The organism is Hydrogenophaga sp. (assembly GCF_018780385.1).
Taxonomy (GTDB): Bacteria; Pseudomonadota; Gammaproteobacteria; order Burkholderiales; family Burkholderiaceae_C; genus Hydrogenophaga.
The window spans coordinates 547542-562497 of the sequence record NZ_JADMJO010000003.1 but is presented as its reverse complement, the minus strand read 5'-3'; the positions used below and the strand labels follow the sequence as shown (position 1 = coordinate 562497).

Annotated in this window: 14 protein-coding genes; 12 read left to right on the top strand and 2 right to left on the bottom strand. The window is 67.5% G+C overall.

Features of this window, described 5'->3' with window-relative positions:
* Positions 1 to 32: 32 nt before the first annotated feature.
* A complete protein-coding gene (locus IV113_RS03200; protein WP_291080728.1) occupies positions 33 to 560 on the top strand; it encodes a response regulator in 528 nt (175 codons plus the stop codon).
* A gap of 164 nt (positions 561 to 724) precedes the next feature.
* Entirely contained in the window at positions 725 to 1291 is a 567-nt protein-coding gene (locus IV113_RS03195) for a DUF6622 family protein (RefSeq protein ID WP_291080726.1), read from the top strand.
* Positions 1292 to 1344: 53 nt separating this feature from the next.
* On the opposite strand, the gene IV113_RS03190 is transcribed toward IV113_RS03195, so the two are convergent.
* Positions 1345 to 2169 carry a plasmid replication/partition related protein gene (locus IV113_RS03190; RefSeq protein ID WP_291080724.1) on the bottom strand — a complete coding sequence of 275 codons (825 nt, stop codon included), beginning with the start codon at positions 2167 to 2169 and terminating at the stop codon, positions 1345 to 1347.
* 217 nt (positions 2170 to 2386) lie between these two features.
* Between IV113_RS03190 and IV113_RS03185 the strand changes: the two genes are divergently transcribed.
* From IV113_RS03185 to IV113_RS03145, 9 genes are all read left to right on the top strand, one after another.
* The gene (locus tag IV113_RS03185) at positions 2387 to 4654 is read left to right on the top strand and encodes a TonB-dependent hemoglobin/transferrin/lactoferrin family receptor (RefSeq protein WP_291080722.1); all 2268 of its coding nucleotides are present in this window, start codon (positions 2387 to 2389) and stop codon (positions 4652 to 4654) included.
* Positions 4655 to 4683: 29 nt separating this feature from the next.
* Complete coding sequence (locus IV113_RS03180; RefSeq protein WP_291080720.1) at positions 4684 to 5769, top strand: ChuX/HutX family heme-like substrate-binding protein; 1086 nt, start codon at positions 4684 to 4686, stop codon at positions 5767 to 5769.
* Positions 5766 to 6161, top strand: a complete 396-nt coding sequence (locus IV113_RS03175; protein ID WP_291080718.1) for a glyoxalase — start codon at positions 5766 to 5768, stop codon at positions 6159 to 6161. The genes IV113_RS03180 and IV113_RS03175 overlap by 4 nt, the downstream gene beginning before the upstream one ends.
* A 12-nt stretch (positions 6162 to 6173) precedes the next feature.
* Positions 6174 to 6371 (top strand): hypothetical protein, encoded by a 198-nt coding sequence (locus IV113_RS03170; RefSeq protein ID WP_291080716.1) that lies wholly within the window; start codon positions 6174 to 6176, stop codon positions 6369 to 6371.
* On the top strand, positions 6319 to 7155 hold the full coding sequence (locus tag IV113_RS03165; protein ID WP_291080714.1) for an ABC transporter substrate-binding protein: 837 nt from the start codon (positions 6319 to 6321) through the stop codon (positions 7153 to 7155). The genes IV113_RS03170 and IV113_RS03165 overlap by 53 nt, the downstream gene beginning before the upstream one ends.
* Positions 7152 to 7625, top strand: coding sequence for a hypothetical protein (locus IV113_RS03160; protein WP_291080712.1), 474 nt, complete (start codon positions 7152 to 7154; stop codon positions 7623 to 7625). Before IV113_RS03165 ends, IV113_RS03160 begins: the two co-directional genes overlap by 4 nt.
* Positions 7622 to 8695, top strand: a complete 1074-nt coding sequence (locus IV113_RS03155) for an iron ABC transporter permease (RefSeq protein ID WP_291080710.1) — start codon at positions 7622 to 7624, stop codon at positions 8693 to 8695. Before IV113_RS03160 ends, IV113_RS03155 begins: the two co-directional genes overlap by 4 nt.
* The gene (locus tag IV113_RS03150; protein WP_291080708.1) at positions 8692 to 9609 is read left to right on the top strand and encodes a heme ABC transporter ATP-binding protein; all 918 of its coding nucleotides are present in this window, start codon (positions 8692 to 8694) and stop codon (positions 9607 to 9609) included. Before IV113_RS03155 ends, IV113_RS03150 begins: the two co-directional genes overlap by 4 nt.
* A gap of 233 nt (positions 9610 to 9842) precedes the next feature.
* Positions 9843 to 13160 carry a PAS domain-containing protein gene (locus IV113_RS03145; protein ID WP_291080707.1) on the top strand — a complete coding sequence of 1106 codons (3318 nt, stop codon included), beginning with the start codon at positions 9843 to 9845 and terminating at the stop codon, positions 13158 to 13160.
* Between the two features lie 3 nt (positions 13161 to 13163).
* Here the strand turns inward: IV113_RS03145 and IV113_RS03140 are convergent, their stop codons facing one another.
* Positions 13164 to 14093 (bottom strand): inositol monophosphatase family protein, encoded by a 930-nt coding sequence (locus IV113_RS03140; protein ID WP_291080704.1) that lies wholly within the window; start codon positions 14091 to 14093, stop codon positions 13164 to 13166.
* Positions 14094 to 14216: 123 nt separating this feature from the next.
* On the opposite strand from IV113_RS03140, the gene IV113_RS03135 reads away from it, so the two are divergent.
* Entirely contained in the window at positions 14217 to 14951 is a 735-nt protein-coding gene (locus IV113_RS03135) for an RNA methyltransferase (protein WP_291080702.1), read from the top strand.
* Positions 14952 to 14956 lie beyond the last annotated feature (5 nt).

Genomic DNA, 14956 nt, shown 5'->3' with positions numbered 1-14956 from the left:
ACAAGCGTCTCAAGAACAACGGAGCGAATTCGATGGTGAATCTCTCACGGCTTCTAAAAATGGAGTTATTGCGGGCCCGCACCGATGAGCGCCCGAGCATCGATTTTTTGTACGCAGACAGTCAGTCAAAACAGCTTGGCAGGGGATGGCACATGAGCAGGGCGGAACGGGGGCAGATCAAGGTCTTCATCGTTGATGACAATGAGGACGCGGCGAACCTGCTTGGTGAAGCCATGGAGTACTACGGCTATCAGACCCTGGTGGCTTTCGATGGCGCGGAGGCGCTCGACGCTATCGGCATGGCGAAGCCTGACGTTGCAGTTCTCGATCTTGGAATGCCCGGAATGTCGGGCGTCGAGTTGGCTCAACGCTTGCGCGAGACGCGTGCAAGCGGCGACTTGTTGTTGATAGCTCTCACTGGCTGGGGACAGCAAGAGGCCGGAGAAGCCTCAAAGTCGGCCGGTTTTGATTTCCACTTCGTCAAACCGGCCGATCCCGGCACGCTGAGTGCGTTGATCGATGAGGAAGCCTTTCGTCGCCGCGTGGCAGGGCGCATCTGACAACGACCCGCGATCTCAGGCGCGGGCAACGCGACTCACTCCAGTTTTGAGGCGGTTCGCGGCACGATGCCGGGGTTTCGTCGCAGCGCCATGTCCATGAGCGGTCGCGCCATGCACAGTGCGGCCTCGGCCTTCCCCTCAATCCATCTCCTCTGGGAAACCCCATGCTGCTGCAACTCGTTGTGAATCATCCCGAAGCCTTGGTACCGATCGTGCGCAGTACGCCGATATGGGTGTGGGGCCTGCTCGCTGGTCTGCTCGCGCTGGGCATCAGCCAGCTGCGCGAGCGCACAGCCAGCCTGGCGCGTGTGTCGCTGCTGCCCTTGTTGATGACCATCGTCTCGGTGTCGGGCACGATCTCGGCCTTGGGCGGAACGCCCCATTGGGCCATTTCCATCGCGGCTTGGCTCGTCGCCGCAGCTCTTGCGCTCGCCCTGCTCGCGCGTGGCCGCAACGCCGCGCGTTACGACCCGGCGCGGGGGTTGTATCTCCTGCCGGGCAGCGTCGTCCCCCTGTTGCTGATCGTGGGGATCTTTCTGGTGAAGTATGTGGTCGGGGTGGATCTCGCCATGGAGCCGCAACTGGTCCAGGAAACACCGTACGTGCTGTGCGTTGCTGCACTGTACGGTGCATTCACCGGCGTCTTCGTTGGCCGCGCCTCGCGCCTGTGGCGCCTTCCGCTGCGTCCTGCCGCGGCCAGCATCCAGGCTCCCGGCCCCAACGGGATTTGAATCAACCCTCACCCAGGCGGCTCCGCCCGCACCGCCCGCCGCTGCCAGCTGGCTCAGGCGGACTGCGCGTCCAGCTGCAGGCGCAGCGCAGTCACTTCTTCGCGCAGCGCGGTGTTGTCTGCCTGCAGCTCAACCACCTGCAGGCGCAGGGCCGCGAGTTCATCGGAGGGTGAGAGCGACGCTGCCTCGTCGCCGGTTTCCGGCGGCTTGCGGCGGGATTCGCGCGCGCGTTTGGCCGCCAGCTTGAGTTCGTCCTTGCCGGCCAGGGCTGCGGCTTTCTGCTCGTCCACCGGCAGGCCGGCCACGGCGGCTGCGGCGTTGAGCGAAATCGCGCCCGCCTTGAGCGCCTCCACCAGTTCGGGCGCGGCCTGCTTCTGGATCTTTTCGATCTGCACCACCTGGCTGCTGCTCAGCCGCGCGGCCTTGGCAATGTCTTCGCGGCTGTGCAGCGGCCTGGGCGCAGGCGCCACCGGGTAGTCTGGTGGCGGGGTGGGCATCGTCTCGTCGGCCGCCACGTCGTCGGGCGCCGGGGCCGCCGCCAGAAAACGCGAGCGCCGTTCGGCCATGATTTCGCGCTTGCGCAGCGCCAGCACGCCGCGCTGGAAGTCCGAGACGCTGCGCCGCCCCAGGTGCTGGTCGATCATCCACAGGTGCACGTCTTCCATTGACTGGAAGTGGGTGTTCTGCACGGTCTGAAACGGCAGGCCGTGTTGCTGGCAGATGCCGTAGCGGTTGTGCCCGTCGATCAGCACGTCGCCCCACAGCACCAGCGCATCGCGGCAGCCCTCGCTCAGGATGCTGCGCTCCAGCGCTTCGAATTCGTCTGGCGTCAGGGGGTCTATGTAGGCTTTGAGGTCCGGGTTGACGGTGATGTGCATGGGTCGGGGTTCGGGGGGAAGGGGGCGCGAATTGTAGATGGACCGCGATGGGTCTCCGGGCGCTCAACGCAGTGCCGGCTGCGTGCGGGGAGTCGAACTTTTCGCAAATGAGAATCGTTCGTATATGATGCGTGCTTCCCAGCCAGCCAGCACCCGGGCACAGCATCCGCGGTCGTGACGCCAGCCTTGTCCTCCAACCTTGGATCCAGGTGCCGTCGTGACCCTCACCCGCTTTGCCGTTCCCCGCTTCGCTGTTCCCACCTCTCCTTTTGCTTTCAGCCCGCTCGCCGTGGCCTGCGCCGTGCTCATGGCCGGGCCTGCACAGGCGCAAAGCGCACCCGATGCTGCCACCACCACCGTTGCACAAGCCGGCCACGCCAGCGCCCTGCGCGAGGTCGTGATCAGTGGCGCGCGCAGCGAGCGCGTGCTGGACGAAGTGCCCGCCGCCATCGACGTGCTCGATGGTGAAGACCTGGACCCCGCGCGAGTACAGAACATCCGCGATCTGGTGCAGGAGCTGCCCAACGTGAGTGTGAAGCGCGCCCCGGTGCGTTTCGGCGGTGTCACCGGCAACGTCGGGCGCGACGGCAATGCGGGCTTCAACATCCGCGGGCTGGAGGGCAACCGCGTGCTGCTCACCATCGACGGCATCCGCGTGCCGCGCGAACTCAGCAGTGGCGTCTTCGGCCCGGCGGCGTTCGGTCGCGACTACTACGACCTCGGCCTGATCTCGCGCGTGGAAATCTTGCGCGGCGCGAGCTCGGCGCTGTATGGCTCCGACGGTCTGGCCGGTATGGTCGCCATGTTCACCACCGAGCCCAAGGACCTGCTCAAACCAGGCCAGACGCTGGGTGGGCGCGTCGGTCTGACCTACGACGGGGAGGACGACACGCGCCGCCTCGGGCTCACCCTGGCCGGTGTGGCCAGCGACAGCCTGCAGTGGCTGGGCAGCGTGCAGGTGGGGCGCAGCGAAGCACTGGACAACCAGGGCCGCAACTTCGCGCCCAACAACACCCGCACCGCACCCAATCCGCAGAAAGACAAAAACACCTCGCTCATGGGCAAGCTGGTGTTCACGCCGGGCGGCGGCCAGCGCCACGTGTTCACCGCCGAGCACGTGGACAAGAGCAGCGATGTGGAGGCCTACACCGGGCGCGCGCCCGTCGTCTCGGCGCCCGCCCATGTGGGCGATCTGGACGGCACCTCCGACATGACGCGCACCCGGGTGAGTTGGGATGGCCGTTTCCCGGTGGTCTCGGCCTGGGCCGACGACATCCGCGCCATGGTGGGCTTGCAGTCCTCCGAATCGCAGGAGACCACGCACGAGTTCCGCCCGCTGCAGCCCGCGGCCACCCGGAACCGGGTGCGCGACGTGACCTACAGCGAGCGCATCGTGCAAGCCGTGCTGCAGGCCGAAAAGCTGCGCCCGCTCGGCGGCGACTGGTCGCAGAAACTGGTGTACGGGGTCGACCTCTCGCGTGCCAGCCTGGACAACCTCGTCACCGGCGTCAACGGTCCGGCGTATGAGTCCTACCCGCTGCAGCGCTTTCCCGAAACCATCGAGACCACCTCGGCGCTGTTCGTGCAGAGCGAGTACGCCAGCGGCCGCTGGAGCGTGATTCCAGCCTTGCGCTACGACCGCGTGTCGCTGGACGCGCGCACCAGCCCGCTCTATCCGTTGCAGCCGGCCTCGTTGTCCAGCGATGCGGTCACCCCCAAGCTGGGCGTGATCTTTCGCGGCAGCGATCAATGGAGCCTGTTCGGCAACTTTGCAGCGGGCTTCAAGTCGCCCAGCCCGCTGCAACTCAACAACTACTTCCAGAACCCGATTGGCAATTACGAGACCATCCCCAACCCCAACCTGCGCCCGGAGAAGAGCCGCACGCTGGAGCTGGGCACGCGCGGGCTGGTCGGTGGTTTTGACTGGGAGGCGGTGGCCTTCACTGGGCGCTACAAGGACTTCATCGAAGACCTGGTGACGGTGCAGACCACGCCAAGGATCCAGTTCCAGTCGGTCAACCGCCAGGCGGTCACCTTGCGCGGTTTCGAACTCAAGGGCTCGGCCCGCGTCACTGCCAGTACCACACTGCGCGCGGCCTACGGGCAGACCACGGGCACCGACACGGCGCGCGGCCTGCCGCTGAACTCGGTCAACCCCGCCAAGCTGGTGCTGGGCGTGGATCACCGCATGGGCGACTGGTCGGTGGGCGCTTCGCTGGCGCACAGCGCGAAGAAGGCGGCCAGCGACATCGACACCACCGGCGCGGCCAACCAGTTCGCCTCGCCGGCCTACACCACGCTGGACCTGCGCGCGAGCTGGCAGCTCAGCCGGGCCACGCGCCTGAGCGCCGCGGTCCACAACCTGACCGACCGCAAGTACTGGGAGTGGACCAACGTGCGCGGCATCTCCGCCAACGACATCGCGCTCGACAGCTACACCGCACCCGGTCGCAGCCTGTCGGTGGCGCTGGTCACGACTTTCTGACCCACTTTTCCATCACCGAGGAACCCACCATGAGCATCCAGGACATCCGCACCGCTTTCCAGACCGCACGCAACCGGGGCTTGCGGGCCAGGGAAGCGGCCGAAGCCATCGGCGTGAGCGAAGGCGCTGCCATCGCCGCGCACCAGGGCGCTGTCAACGCGCCCCTGCACGCCGCCGCGCTCAAGCCCGACTGGCTGGGTCTGCTGCAGTCGCTCGAAGCCTGTGGTCCGCTGATGGCGCTCACGCGCAACGAAACCGTGGTGCACGAGAAGACCGGCGTGTATCAGAAGGTCTCGGCCAGCGGCCATGTGGGCCTGGCGCTGGGTGAACACATCGACCTGCGCCTGTTCTTCCACCAGTGGCATGCGGGCTTCGCGGTCACCGAGGCGCTGAAGTCCGGCTTGGGCACGGCGCCGCCCAGCTTGCAGTTCTTCGACCGCCACGGCGTGGCGGTACACAAGATCTTCGTGCGCGAGCAGACCGACCTGGTCGCCTGGCTGCAGGTCATAGCGCAGCAGACCGACACGCAGGCCGCGCGCGACTTCGTGCCGCGCACCACGCCCGCCGTGGCCGCGCCTCAGCCAGCGCCCGATGCTGCGGCGTTTGCCGCCGCGTGGGGTGCGATGACCGACACGCACCAGTTCTTTCCGCTGCTCAAACAGTTCGGTATCGAGCGCCAGCAAGGCTTTCACCTAGTGGAGGGCCGCTACACGCACCGCGTGCAGACCAGCGCCGTGCGCGGCCTGCTCATGGAGGCCGCCTTCGACGGCACGCCCATCATGGTGTTCGTCGGCAGCCCGGGGTGCATCCAGATTCACACCGGCCCGGTCCTGCGCATCGAGCCCATGGAAATGCAGGGCAAGACCTGGCTCAACGTGCTCGACCCCGGCTTCAACCTGCACCTGCGCGAAGACCTGATCCAGGACGTGTGGGTGGTGGAGAAACCCACCAGCGATGGCGTGGTGACCTCGGTGGAAGCCTTCGATGCCCAGGGCGAACTCATGGCCATGTTTTTCGGTGCGCGCAAACCCGGCCAGAGCGAACTCGCCGCGTGGCGCCACATCGTGAGCCACCTGCAGGCCACAGGCCAGCCACACGACACGGTGGCCGCATGAGCGCGCTCAAGGCCGTCGAGCTCAAGGCTTTCGTGCCGGCGAAAGACTTCGCACTGTCACAGCGCTTTTATGCCGACCTCGGCTTCACCCAGCGCTCGCAGGGCGGTGGCGTGGCGTACTTCTGTGTCGAGGGATGTGCCTTCCTGCTGCAGGACTTTTACGACCAGGCGCTCGCAGAAAACCTGGTCATGCACCTGCTGGTGCCCGACGTGCAGGTGTGGCGAGCACACGTCGACGCGCAAGACCTCGCCGGGCGCTACGGCGTGCGCATCACGCCCTTGGAGGCGCAGCCCTGGGGCATCACCGAGTTCGTGGTGATCGACCCGTCGGGTGTGTGCTGGCACATCGGACAGAACACGCCCGGCTTCGAGCCTGTGGGCCGCCTGCCCTGAACGGCCCTCCCCATGAACCTCACCAGAACACCCCATGAAGCACCTGTCGCCATCCTCAACATTCGCGAACACCTCGCGCAGAAGCGCGCTGCGCGCCTTGTCGAGCGCCGCACTGGCTGGCTCGGCAGCGGCAACCGCTGGATGGCCATCGCTGTTGATGGCTGCGCCTGCGGCTGCGAACAGCCCGAGCGGCGCCGCGCCCGGCGCTGAACGCAAAGCGCTGCCCCGCCTGGTCACCGTGGGCGGTGGCATCACCGAGGTGGTCTATGCGCTGGGCGCGCAAGACCAGCTGGTGGGCACGGACACCACCAGCCTCTACCCGCCCGCGGCGCAGGCCACACCCAAGGTGGGCTACATGCGCCAGCTCTCGGCCGAAGGCCTGCTCGCGCTGCGGCCCGACGCCTTGATTGCCGGAACCGACGCCGGCCCGCCGGTGGTCATCGACCAGCTGCGCAGCGCTGGCGTGCGCGTGGAGCTGGTGAACTCGGACCACAGCTGGGACGAGGTGCGGCGCAAGGTGGCGGCGGTGGGCCGTGCCTCGGGCCGTGAGGCGGCGGCACGCGAGTTGCAGGCGCGGCTGGATGCGCGCTGGCAGGCCGTGATCGCGCGTGTGCAGGCCGCGAAGAATCCCGGGCCACGCGTGTTGTTCGTGCTCTCGCACAGTGGCAGTCCCATGGTCGCGGGTGAGCAGACCGCTGCCGATGCGCTGATCCGTTTCATCGGTGCGCGCAATCCGCTGGCGGGTTTCAAGGGTTACCGGCCCATGACGGCCGAAGCCATGGCCCAGGCCGCGCCTGACATCATCCTGACCACCACGCAAGGCATTGAAGCCATCGGCGGAGAGGCGAAGTTCTGGCAACGGCCCGAACTCGCGCTCACGCCCGCCCACGCCCGCCGCGCCATGGTGCACCTGGACGCGCTGGAACTGTTGGGCTTCGGCCCGCGACTGCCCGATGTGGTGGAGCGCCTGCACGAGCGCATGGTGAAAGCATGACCACCGTCAACCTGCGCACCCCGGATTTGCAGCGCGCCCTGGCCGACTACACGCAGGTGCTGGGTTTCGATGGCCAGCAGCACGTGCCGGGTGTGTTCGCGCGCCTGCTGCACGGGCCGCTGTGCGTGCAGCTCTGGGCCTTCGGCGCCACGCCCGGGCGCTGGGAACAGCCCACGCCCGGTGAGACCACGTTCGCGCCCCAACACCACCGGGTCGAGGTGGTCGGCCTCCACGCCTTGCACGCCAGCCTGCGCTGCGCCTTGCTGCGACCCTGCCGCACGCGTCTGGCCGGTCGCACGCTGCTGCACGCGCAGCGCCTGGGTTCCGACTCACCGCAATGGATGGACTGGTGTGCCTGGGAGAGCACCTTGCTCGACATCGACGGCCATGTGCTGCACCTGATCGATCGGGCACCGTGGCGCCCCGGCGCACCTGCCCGCCACCCGCCCGGCACGGAGGTGACCGAATGAACACGTCAGAGACCGAGGTCACCGCATGGCAGCAGCGCACGCCCCGCCGCCTCAGGGGCCCAGGCCTGCTGGCCTTGCTCGGCCTGCTGTTGCTCGCCACGCTGTTGTGGGCAGCCGGGCAGGGAGCCTACAGCCTGCCGCTGAGCGCCTTGCCTGGCGTGTTGCTCGGCGTTGACGGCGCGGAGCGCGGCGCCGAGCTGGTGTTTTTCAACATCCGCCTGCCGCGCCTGGTGCTGGGCCTGGCCGCCGGCGCCGGGCTGGGTCTGGCCGGCGCGCTCATGCAGGGTCTGTTCCGCAATCCGCTGGCCGACCCGGGGCTCATCGGTGTGAGCAGTGGCGCGGCGCTGGCCGCCGGCGTGAGCATCGTCATGGGCAGCCTGTGGTTCCCCGATTTGCCGCGCGCGCTGGGCAGCTGGACGCTGGTGCTCATGGCCTTTGCCGGCGGCCTGTCGGTCACTGTGCTGATCTACCTGCTTTCGCGAGGCGAGGGCGGCACTCGTGTGGGGCTGATGCTGCTGGCCGGCATCGCGGTCAACGCACTGGCCGGCGCCGGCCTGGGCCTGCTCAGCTTCCTCGCGACGGACGAGCAATTGCGCAATCTGCAGTTCTGGCTGCTCGGCAGCCTGGGCGGCGCGCGCTGGAGTGCGGTCGCGCTGGTGGGCGCCATTACGCTGATCGCCGGTGGCGCCGGCCTGGGTCTGGCGCGCGCGCTCAACGCACTCGCGCTGGGCGAAGCGCAGGCGGTGCTGCTGGGCGTGCCGGTGGAGCGTGTGAAGTTGATCGCCATCGTGGTCACCGCGCTGGTGGTGGGCGCCGTCACGGCCACCACCGGCATCATCGGTTTCGTGGGTCTGGTTGCGCCGCACATGGTGCGCCTGCTGGGTGGGCCCGACCACCGCTGGGTGCTGCCGGGATCGGCGCTGCTGGGCGCGGTGCTGGTGCTGTTGGCCGACGCGGTCGCGCGCACCGTGCTGCAGCCAGCCGAGTTGCCACTGGGCGTGATCACCGCCATGGTCGGCGTGCCCTTTTTCCTGCTGTTGCTGCGCGGTGCGCACGGGAGGCGGCTGTGAACGCGCGCCTGCTCGACGCGGACTGGCGCAGCGCCTGCGACGGGCTGCCCGCCGGCGAACGCCCACTCTGGCTGGACGACGACGAGCAAGACAGCCCCGCCGGGCGTGGCGGCATTGCGGGTCTGTGGGCCAGTGGCGTGGGTGTGCGTGCCGACACGAGCACCCTGCTTGAAGGCGTGCACCTGCGGCTTGCGGCGGGTGAGGTGGGCGCGATCCTCGGCCCCAACGGCGCGGGCAAGTCGACCCTGTTGTCCGTGCTGGCCGGCTTGCGTGCGCCAGATACGGGCGCGGTCTGGATCAATGGTCAGCTCGTGAATTCGGCCCTGGCGCACCGCATGGCGCGCCAGCGCGCCGTGTTGCCGCAGGAGACCGCCGTGGCCTTCGACTTTCGCGTGCATGAGGTGGTGGCGCTGGGCCGCTACCCACACCGCCAGCAGCCCTCTCGCGACGAGGCGGGGATTGTGGAGGCGGCGATGCAGACCACCGGCGTGGCCATGATGGCCGAGCGCACCGTCGCCAGCCTCAGCGGTGGCGAGCGAGCGCGCGTGCAGCTGGCGCGTGTGATGGCGCAGATCTGGGACACGGATGCCGAGGGCGCGCCGCGCTGGCTGCTGTTGGACGAACCCACGGCAGCCCTCGACCTGCACCACCAGCACGAAACGCTGCGCACCGTGCAGCGTTGGGCGCGCGAACGGGGCGTGGGTGTGGTTGCGGTGCTGCACGACCTCAACCTGGCGCTGCGCTACGCCGATCGCGTCTGGGTGCTGGATGGTGGTGTGCTGCAAGCGAGCGGGCATCCGGCACGTGTGCTGACGCCCGCGCTGGTGCGGCAGGTGTGGCGGGTGCAGGCGGCCACGGTGCGCGCGCCCGATGGACTGGCTCAACTGCTGATTTCGGGCAACGACGCCCCTTGACGCAGGCCGCGCAGGGGCGCGGTTCTCGCTGAGTCACCCAGATTGCAACCCGGGCAGCCTTGTGCGCATCCGCGACCGGGCGCTGTCCGCCGCCTGCGTGGAGGCGTACATTAGGGTGGCAGCGTGCTCCACGGGCGCGTCGGATGTCGGATGCCCGGGGTTGCCGCCTGACAATGGTCACCCAGCTATCGTGCTGGACACCGGTACCCGTTGACTCACACCACAGAGCACGCATGTCCGAAGCTGCCTCAGATCCTGCCTCCAACGAGCAGGTCGTCCAACTGTCGGCTCCCGCGTCGGCCGGGGCTTCCGTCCTCCCATTCGATGCCATTTTCATGGCCGCACCGCTGCCGGCGTCGGTGTCCCGTTGGCACGACGGCCGGCTGCTGGCGGTCAACGAGGCCTGGCTGAACATCACCGGCTTGTCACGGGAAGAGGCCATCGGGCGCACCACGATCGAGCTCGGTCACTGGCGGGACACGGCCCACCGAGACCGGTATCTGCGCGATCTGCCCGGCCCGGACGAGGTGCAGGTGCTGCATCTCAAAGGGGGACTGGCGCACCGGGTGCGGATGCATGCCACCGCGCTGGAAACCGGCTCCGACAAGTTGCTGCTGGTCTATTTCACCGAAACCACGCGCGAGCTTGAAGCCGAGGCAGCGCTCGTCAAAACGAACGAAGCTCTCAAACTGGCGAACGTGGCTTTGCAGCAGCGGGTGGAACTCCATGCCGCGATCGAGAAGATGGCCCGAGTGGGCCACTGGACCAACGCCGAGAACCAAGACGAGGTGATCTGGTCTCTCGGGCTGTACGAGATCGCCGGGCTGCAGCCGAGCGACCGCATCGGGCGGATGGAGGGGCGTTCCGGCATCCACCCGGACGACCAGCCCGCCTGGTCAGCCGCCCGCGCCGCGATGGATGGGCGCGAGGTGGAGTTCCGCTGGTTGCGTCCGGATGGCCGGCAACGCTGGTTTCGCACCCGCATTGGACAGACCATGGTGGCGGGCAATCCCCAGACCGATTTTGGCGTGGTGCAGGACATCACGCCCGAGCGCGAGGCCACCCAAGGGCTCGCCGAGCAGCTCAATCTGCTGCAGGGCGTTGCCGCTCGCGTGCCCGGCATGATGTACCGGGCCCGTCTGACACCGGGCGGCAAGAGCACGGTCTCGTATGTGAACGACGCGGTCCGCGACATGCTCGAGGTGGAGCCCGAAGAATTGTTGCGCAATGCGCGCATCCTGTTTGATCGGGTGCACCCCGACGACCGGCCCACCGTGGTGGCATCGTTGAATGCCGCATCCCTCGATCTGGTCCTGTGGCGACAGACCTACCGGGTGGTGCTTCCCCGGCGCGGAACGCGCTGGTACAGCGTGGAAGCGGTGCCCCAGCTGGAGCCCGATGGCTCGGTGGTCTGGCACGGATTCACCACCGACGTGACCGAGGCACGCACGGCCGCGCAGCGCGTGGAGCGGCAACAGCGCATGCTGGAGGCGGTGCGCGGGGCGCAGGCGGTGTTCATTGAAACTGAAGACAAACGCGAGGCTTTCCAGGGCTTGCTGGACGCGTTCCTGCAGCTCACGAACAGTGGCTACGGATTCGTGGGCGAGGTGCTGTACGACGTCAACGACAACCCCTATCTGAAGACCCACGCGATCACCGACATCTCCTGGGACGCCGAATCCAGGCGCATGTACACCGACCAGCTCGATGCCGGCATGATCTTCAGCAATCTCAAGACCTTGTTCGGGCACGCGATGACGAGCGGGCAGCCGGTGATTGCCAACGATCCCTCCAGCGATCGGCGGGCCGCCGGCATGCCCTCCGGGCATCCACCCATGGACGCGTTCCTGGGCATTCCGCTGGCCGTTGGCGATCGCCTGGTGGCGATGGTCGGGCTGGCCAATCAGCCCGACGGCTACAGCGAAGCCGACATCGAATTCCTGCAGCCTCTGCTGGGCGCCGTGCGTCAGCTGGTGCTGGCCTGGCGCGGCTTCGTGGAGCGCACGCGCACGCGCAGCCAGTTGGAGGCCACCAGCGCCTTGCTGGCAGAAAAGAGCGCAGCCTTGCAGGCCACGCTGGACAGCATCACCCAGGGATTGACCAAGATCGATGCCCAGGGTCGGGTGCTGTTCTACAACCGGCGAGTGCTGGAGCTGCTGGATTTGCCCGATGAGTTGCTGGCCCGGCGACCCACGCACGAGGAGGTGGTGCAGTTCCAGCGCGATCGGGGCGATTTCGGCGCACAGCTGCAGCTGGTGGATCCCCTGGCGCGTCGCTACCTGGGAGAGCCCGATCCGATCCACATGCCCGATCACTACTGGCGCAAGATGAGGGACGGGCGCACATTGGAGATCCGGTCCCGTGCCTTGCCCGATGGGGGTGTGGTCCGTACCTTCACCGACGTGACGTCTTACATCTCGACCCAGGAAGCGCTGCGGGAGGAGCGCCAGCGGCTGGCCTGGGTGCTCGACGCCACACGCCCCGGCATCTGGGAAACCAACCTCACCAACTCGACGTTGACCATCAACGAGCGCTGGGCCGAAATGCTGGGATACACGCTGCAGGAACTTGAGCCGATCGACTATGAGACCTGGCGCAGTCGCGTGCACCCCGACGATCTGGTGAAAGCCAATGTGGTGCGCGAGAAGCACCTGAGCGGCGAACTGCCTTTCTATGATTGCGACCTGCGGATGCGCCACAAGGACGGTCACTGGGTCTGGATCAACACACGAGGTCGAGTGCACCAGCTCGACAACGACGAACGCGCGCTTTACATGTCGGGCACGCACCTGGACATCAGCGAGCGCGTTGCCGCGCAGGAGCAGATCCATGCGCTCAATGCCAGCCTGGAGCAGCGGGTGCAGGCACGCACGGCCGAGCTGGAACGATCGATGCGGGACATGGAAGCGATCTCGTATTCGATTGCCCACGACCTGCGCGCGCCCCTGCGTTCGGTCAATGGTTTTGCGCAGGTGATCGCCGAAGAGGAGGGCGAGGGGCTGAGCGAGAACGGGCGCCAGATGTTCGAGCGCATCGCGCGCTCGTCACGCAACATGGGCCAGATGATCACCGACATGCTGGAGCTGCTGCGCGTAGTGCAGGTCGAGCTCGTGGCCCAACCGGTGCCCATGGCGTCGCTGGCCAGCACGGTGGCCGATGCGCTGGCACCGCAGGTGCCCAATACCCGCATCGATGTGGGCGACCTGCCTGATGCTTTGGGAGACGCCACACTGCTGCGGCAAGTGCTGAGCAACCTGCTCGACAACGCCTTGAAGTATTCGCGCCACCAGACCGAGCCGGTGGTGAGCGTGGGCTTTGATGCCGAAGCAGGGGCCTATTTCGTGCGCGACAACGGCATGGGCTTCGACATGGCCCGGGCCAACAAGCTGTTCGGCTTGTTCCAGCGCCTGCACGCCGGCACCGATGTTCCGGGCATGGGGGTGGGGCTGGCGATCGTGGCCCGCATCATCGAGCGCCACAACGGCACCATCTGGGCCGAGTCGGCACCCGGGCAGGGCGCCTGCTTCTGGTTTCGTGTGCCGCGGGCCTGAGTTTCAGAACGGCGCGTCGCCTTGGGGGGCGGCGTCGGGCGACGGAGCTTCGGTCGCCGCTGCATCGGCGGCGGGTGTGCCCAATGTGCGTGCCTGGCGCACCGAGGCCTTGTCGCCGGCGCTCGCGAACTTGCTGTATTTGCCGGTCACGCTGACCAGTTGGCCGTAGATCTTGGGGTTGGCGGCCAGGCATTCCTTCTGCTCCAGGAAATCCGCTTCACCGGTGAAGTTGCCCACCAGGCCACCGGCCTCGGTCACCAGCAGCGCACCCGCGGCCACGTCCCAGGGCGAGAGGCCCATTTCAAAGAATCCGTCGGTGAAGCCCGCGGCCACGTAGGCCAGGTCGAGCGCGGCCGAACCGGGGCGACGCACGCCGGCCACACGGGGCATCACGTCTCCGAGCATCTGCAGGTAGGTCTGAAAGGCGTCCCCCGGGCGGAACGGAAAACCGGTGGACATGAGGCACTCGCGCAGCGTGGTGCGCTTGGCCACGCGGATGCGGCGGTCGTTCATGTACGCACCGCGCCCGCGCGTGGCGCAGAAGAGGTCGTTGCGGGTCGGGTCGTAGATCACGGCTTGTTCGAGCTTGTTGCCCACCATGAGCGCGATGCTCACGCAGTAAACCGGGAAGCCGTGAATGAAGTTGGTGGTGCCGTCCAGCGGGTCGATGATCCAGACGTGGTCTGCGCCGCCATGCCGCCCTTCGCGTTTGCCCGATTCCTCGGCCCAGATCGCGTGGTCGGGGTAGGCGGTGAGCAAGGTGTCGATGATCGCGGCCTCGGCGGCCTGATCGACTTCGGTCACAAAATCGTTGGTCTGCTTGACCGAAACGCGGACCGATTCCACATCCAGGGCAGCGCGGTTGATGATGGTGCCTGCAAGGCGCGCGGCCTTGATGGCCACGTTGAGCATGGGGTGGAGCGTGGACGACATGAATTGTGAACCTCGGCGCGACACGGGTAGCGGCGCGCGGCAGTGGAAGAGCAGACAGAAACGCCCCGGCGATGCGGGGCGGCGACAATACCCGTGATTTTACCGCCCCCCACCCACCCCAGCATGCGCACCCGTTTTATCCTGATCCAGACCAGCCACGCCGGCAACGTCGGCGGCGTGGCCCGCGCCATGAAAGTGATGGGCTTTGACGACCTCGTGCTGGTGCAGCCGCGCTGGGCCAACGTGCTTCGCCGCGAGGAAACCATCCAGCGCGCGAGCGGCGCCAACGACGTGCTGGCGAACACGCGCGTGGTCGACACGCTCGATGAGGCCCTGGACGGCATGACCCACCTGTGTGCCACCGCCATGACGCCGCGCGACTTCGGTCCGCCCACGCTGGCGCCACGCGAACATTTCCAGACCCTGCTGGATACGCCCGAGCCGCCCGAAGGCGTGGCCTTTTTGTTTGGCTCCGAGCGCTTCGGCATGCGCAACGAAGACGTGTACCGCTGCCACGCGGCGCTCAGCATTCCCACCGCACCCGATTTCGGCTCGCTCAACCTGGCCGCTGCGGTGCAGCTGATTGCCTACGACTGGCGCCAGGCGCTCGGCGGTTTCGCCCCGCTGCCGAGCGCGCCGCCGCGCCAGCATGCCGACGCCCAGGCCATCGGCGGCATGCTGACGCACCTGGAACAGGCACTGGTGGCGGTGGATTTTCTCGACCCCGCCGCACCCAAGAAGCTGATGCCGCGCCTGAACCAGCTTTTCAACCGCGCTGCACCCAGCGAGGAAGAAATCCACATCCTGCGAGGTGTTGCCAAGGCGATGCTGCAGGTGGCCGACAAGGCCAGGCGCTAGACTGC

Bases quoted from the DNA above. Each gene is read 5' to 3' on its own strand.
- IV113_RS03200 (WP_291080728.1), top strand. From the start codon at position 33: ATGGTGAATCTCTCACGGCTTCTAAAAATGGAGTTATTGCGGGCCCGC.
- IV113_RS03195 (WP_291080726.1), top strand. From the start codon at position 725: ATGCTGCTGCAACTCGTTGTGAATCATCCCGAAGCCTTGGTACCGATC.
- IV113_RS03190 (WP_291080724.1), bottom strand. From the start codon at position 2,169: ATGCACATCACCGTCAACCCGGACCTCAAAGCCTACATAGACCCCCTG.
- IV113_RS03180 (WP_291080720.1), top strand. From the start codon at position 4,684: ATGAGCATCCAGGACATCCGCACCGCTTTCCAGACCGCACGCAACCGG.
- IV113_RS03175 (WP_291080718.1), top strand. From the start codon at position 5,766: ATGAGCGCGCTCAAGGCCGTCGAGCTCAAGGCTTTCGTGCCGGCGAAA.
- IV113_RS03170 (WP_291080716.1), top strand. From the start codon at position 6,174: ATGAACCTCACCAGAACACCCCATGAAGCACCTGTCGCCATCCTCAAC.
- IV113_RS03165 (WP_291080714.1), top strand. From the start codon at position 6,319: ATGGCTGCGCCTGCGGCTGCGAACAGCCCGAGCGGCGCCGCGCCCGGC.
- IV113_RS03160 (WP_291080712.1), top strand. From the start codon at position 7,152: ATGACCACCGTCAACCTGCGCACCCCGGATTTGCAGCGCGCCCTGGCC.
- IV113_RS03155 (WP_291080710.1), top strand. From the start codon at position 7,622: ATGAACACGTCAGAGACCGAGGTCACCGCATGGCAGCAGCGCACGCCC.
- IV113_RS03145 (WP_291080707.1), top strand. From the start codon at position 9,843: ATGTCCGAAGCTGCCTCAGATCCTGCCTCCAACGAGCAGGTCGTCCAA.
- IV113_RS03140 (WP_291080704.1), bottom strand. From the start codon at position 14,093: ATGTCGTCCACGCTCCACCCCATGCTCAACGTGGCCATCAAGGCCGCG.
- IV113_RS03135 (WP_291080702.1), top strand. From the start codon at position 14,217: ATGCGCACCCGTTTTATCCTGATCCAGACCAGCCACGCCGGCAACGTC.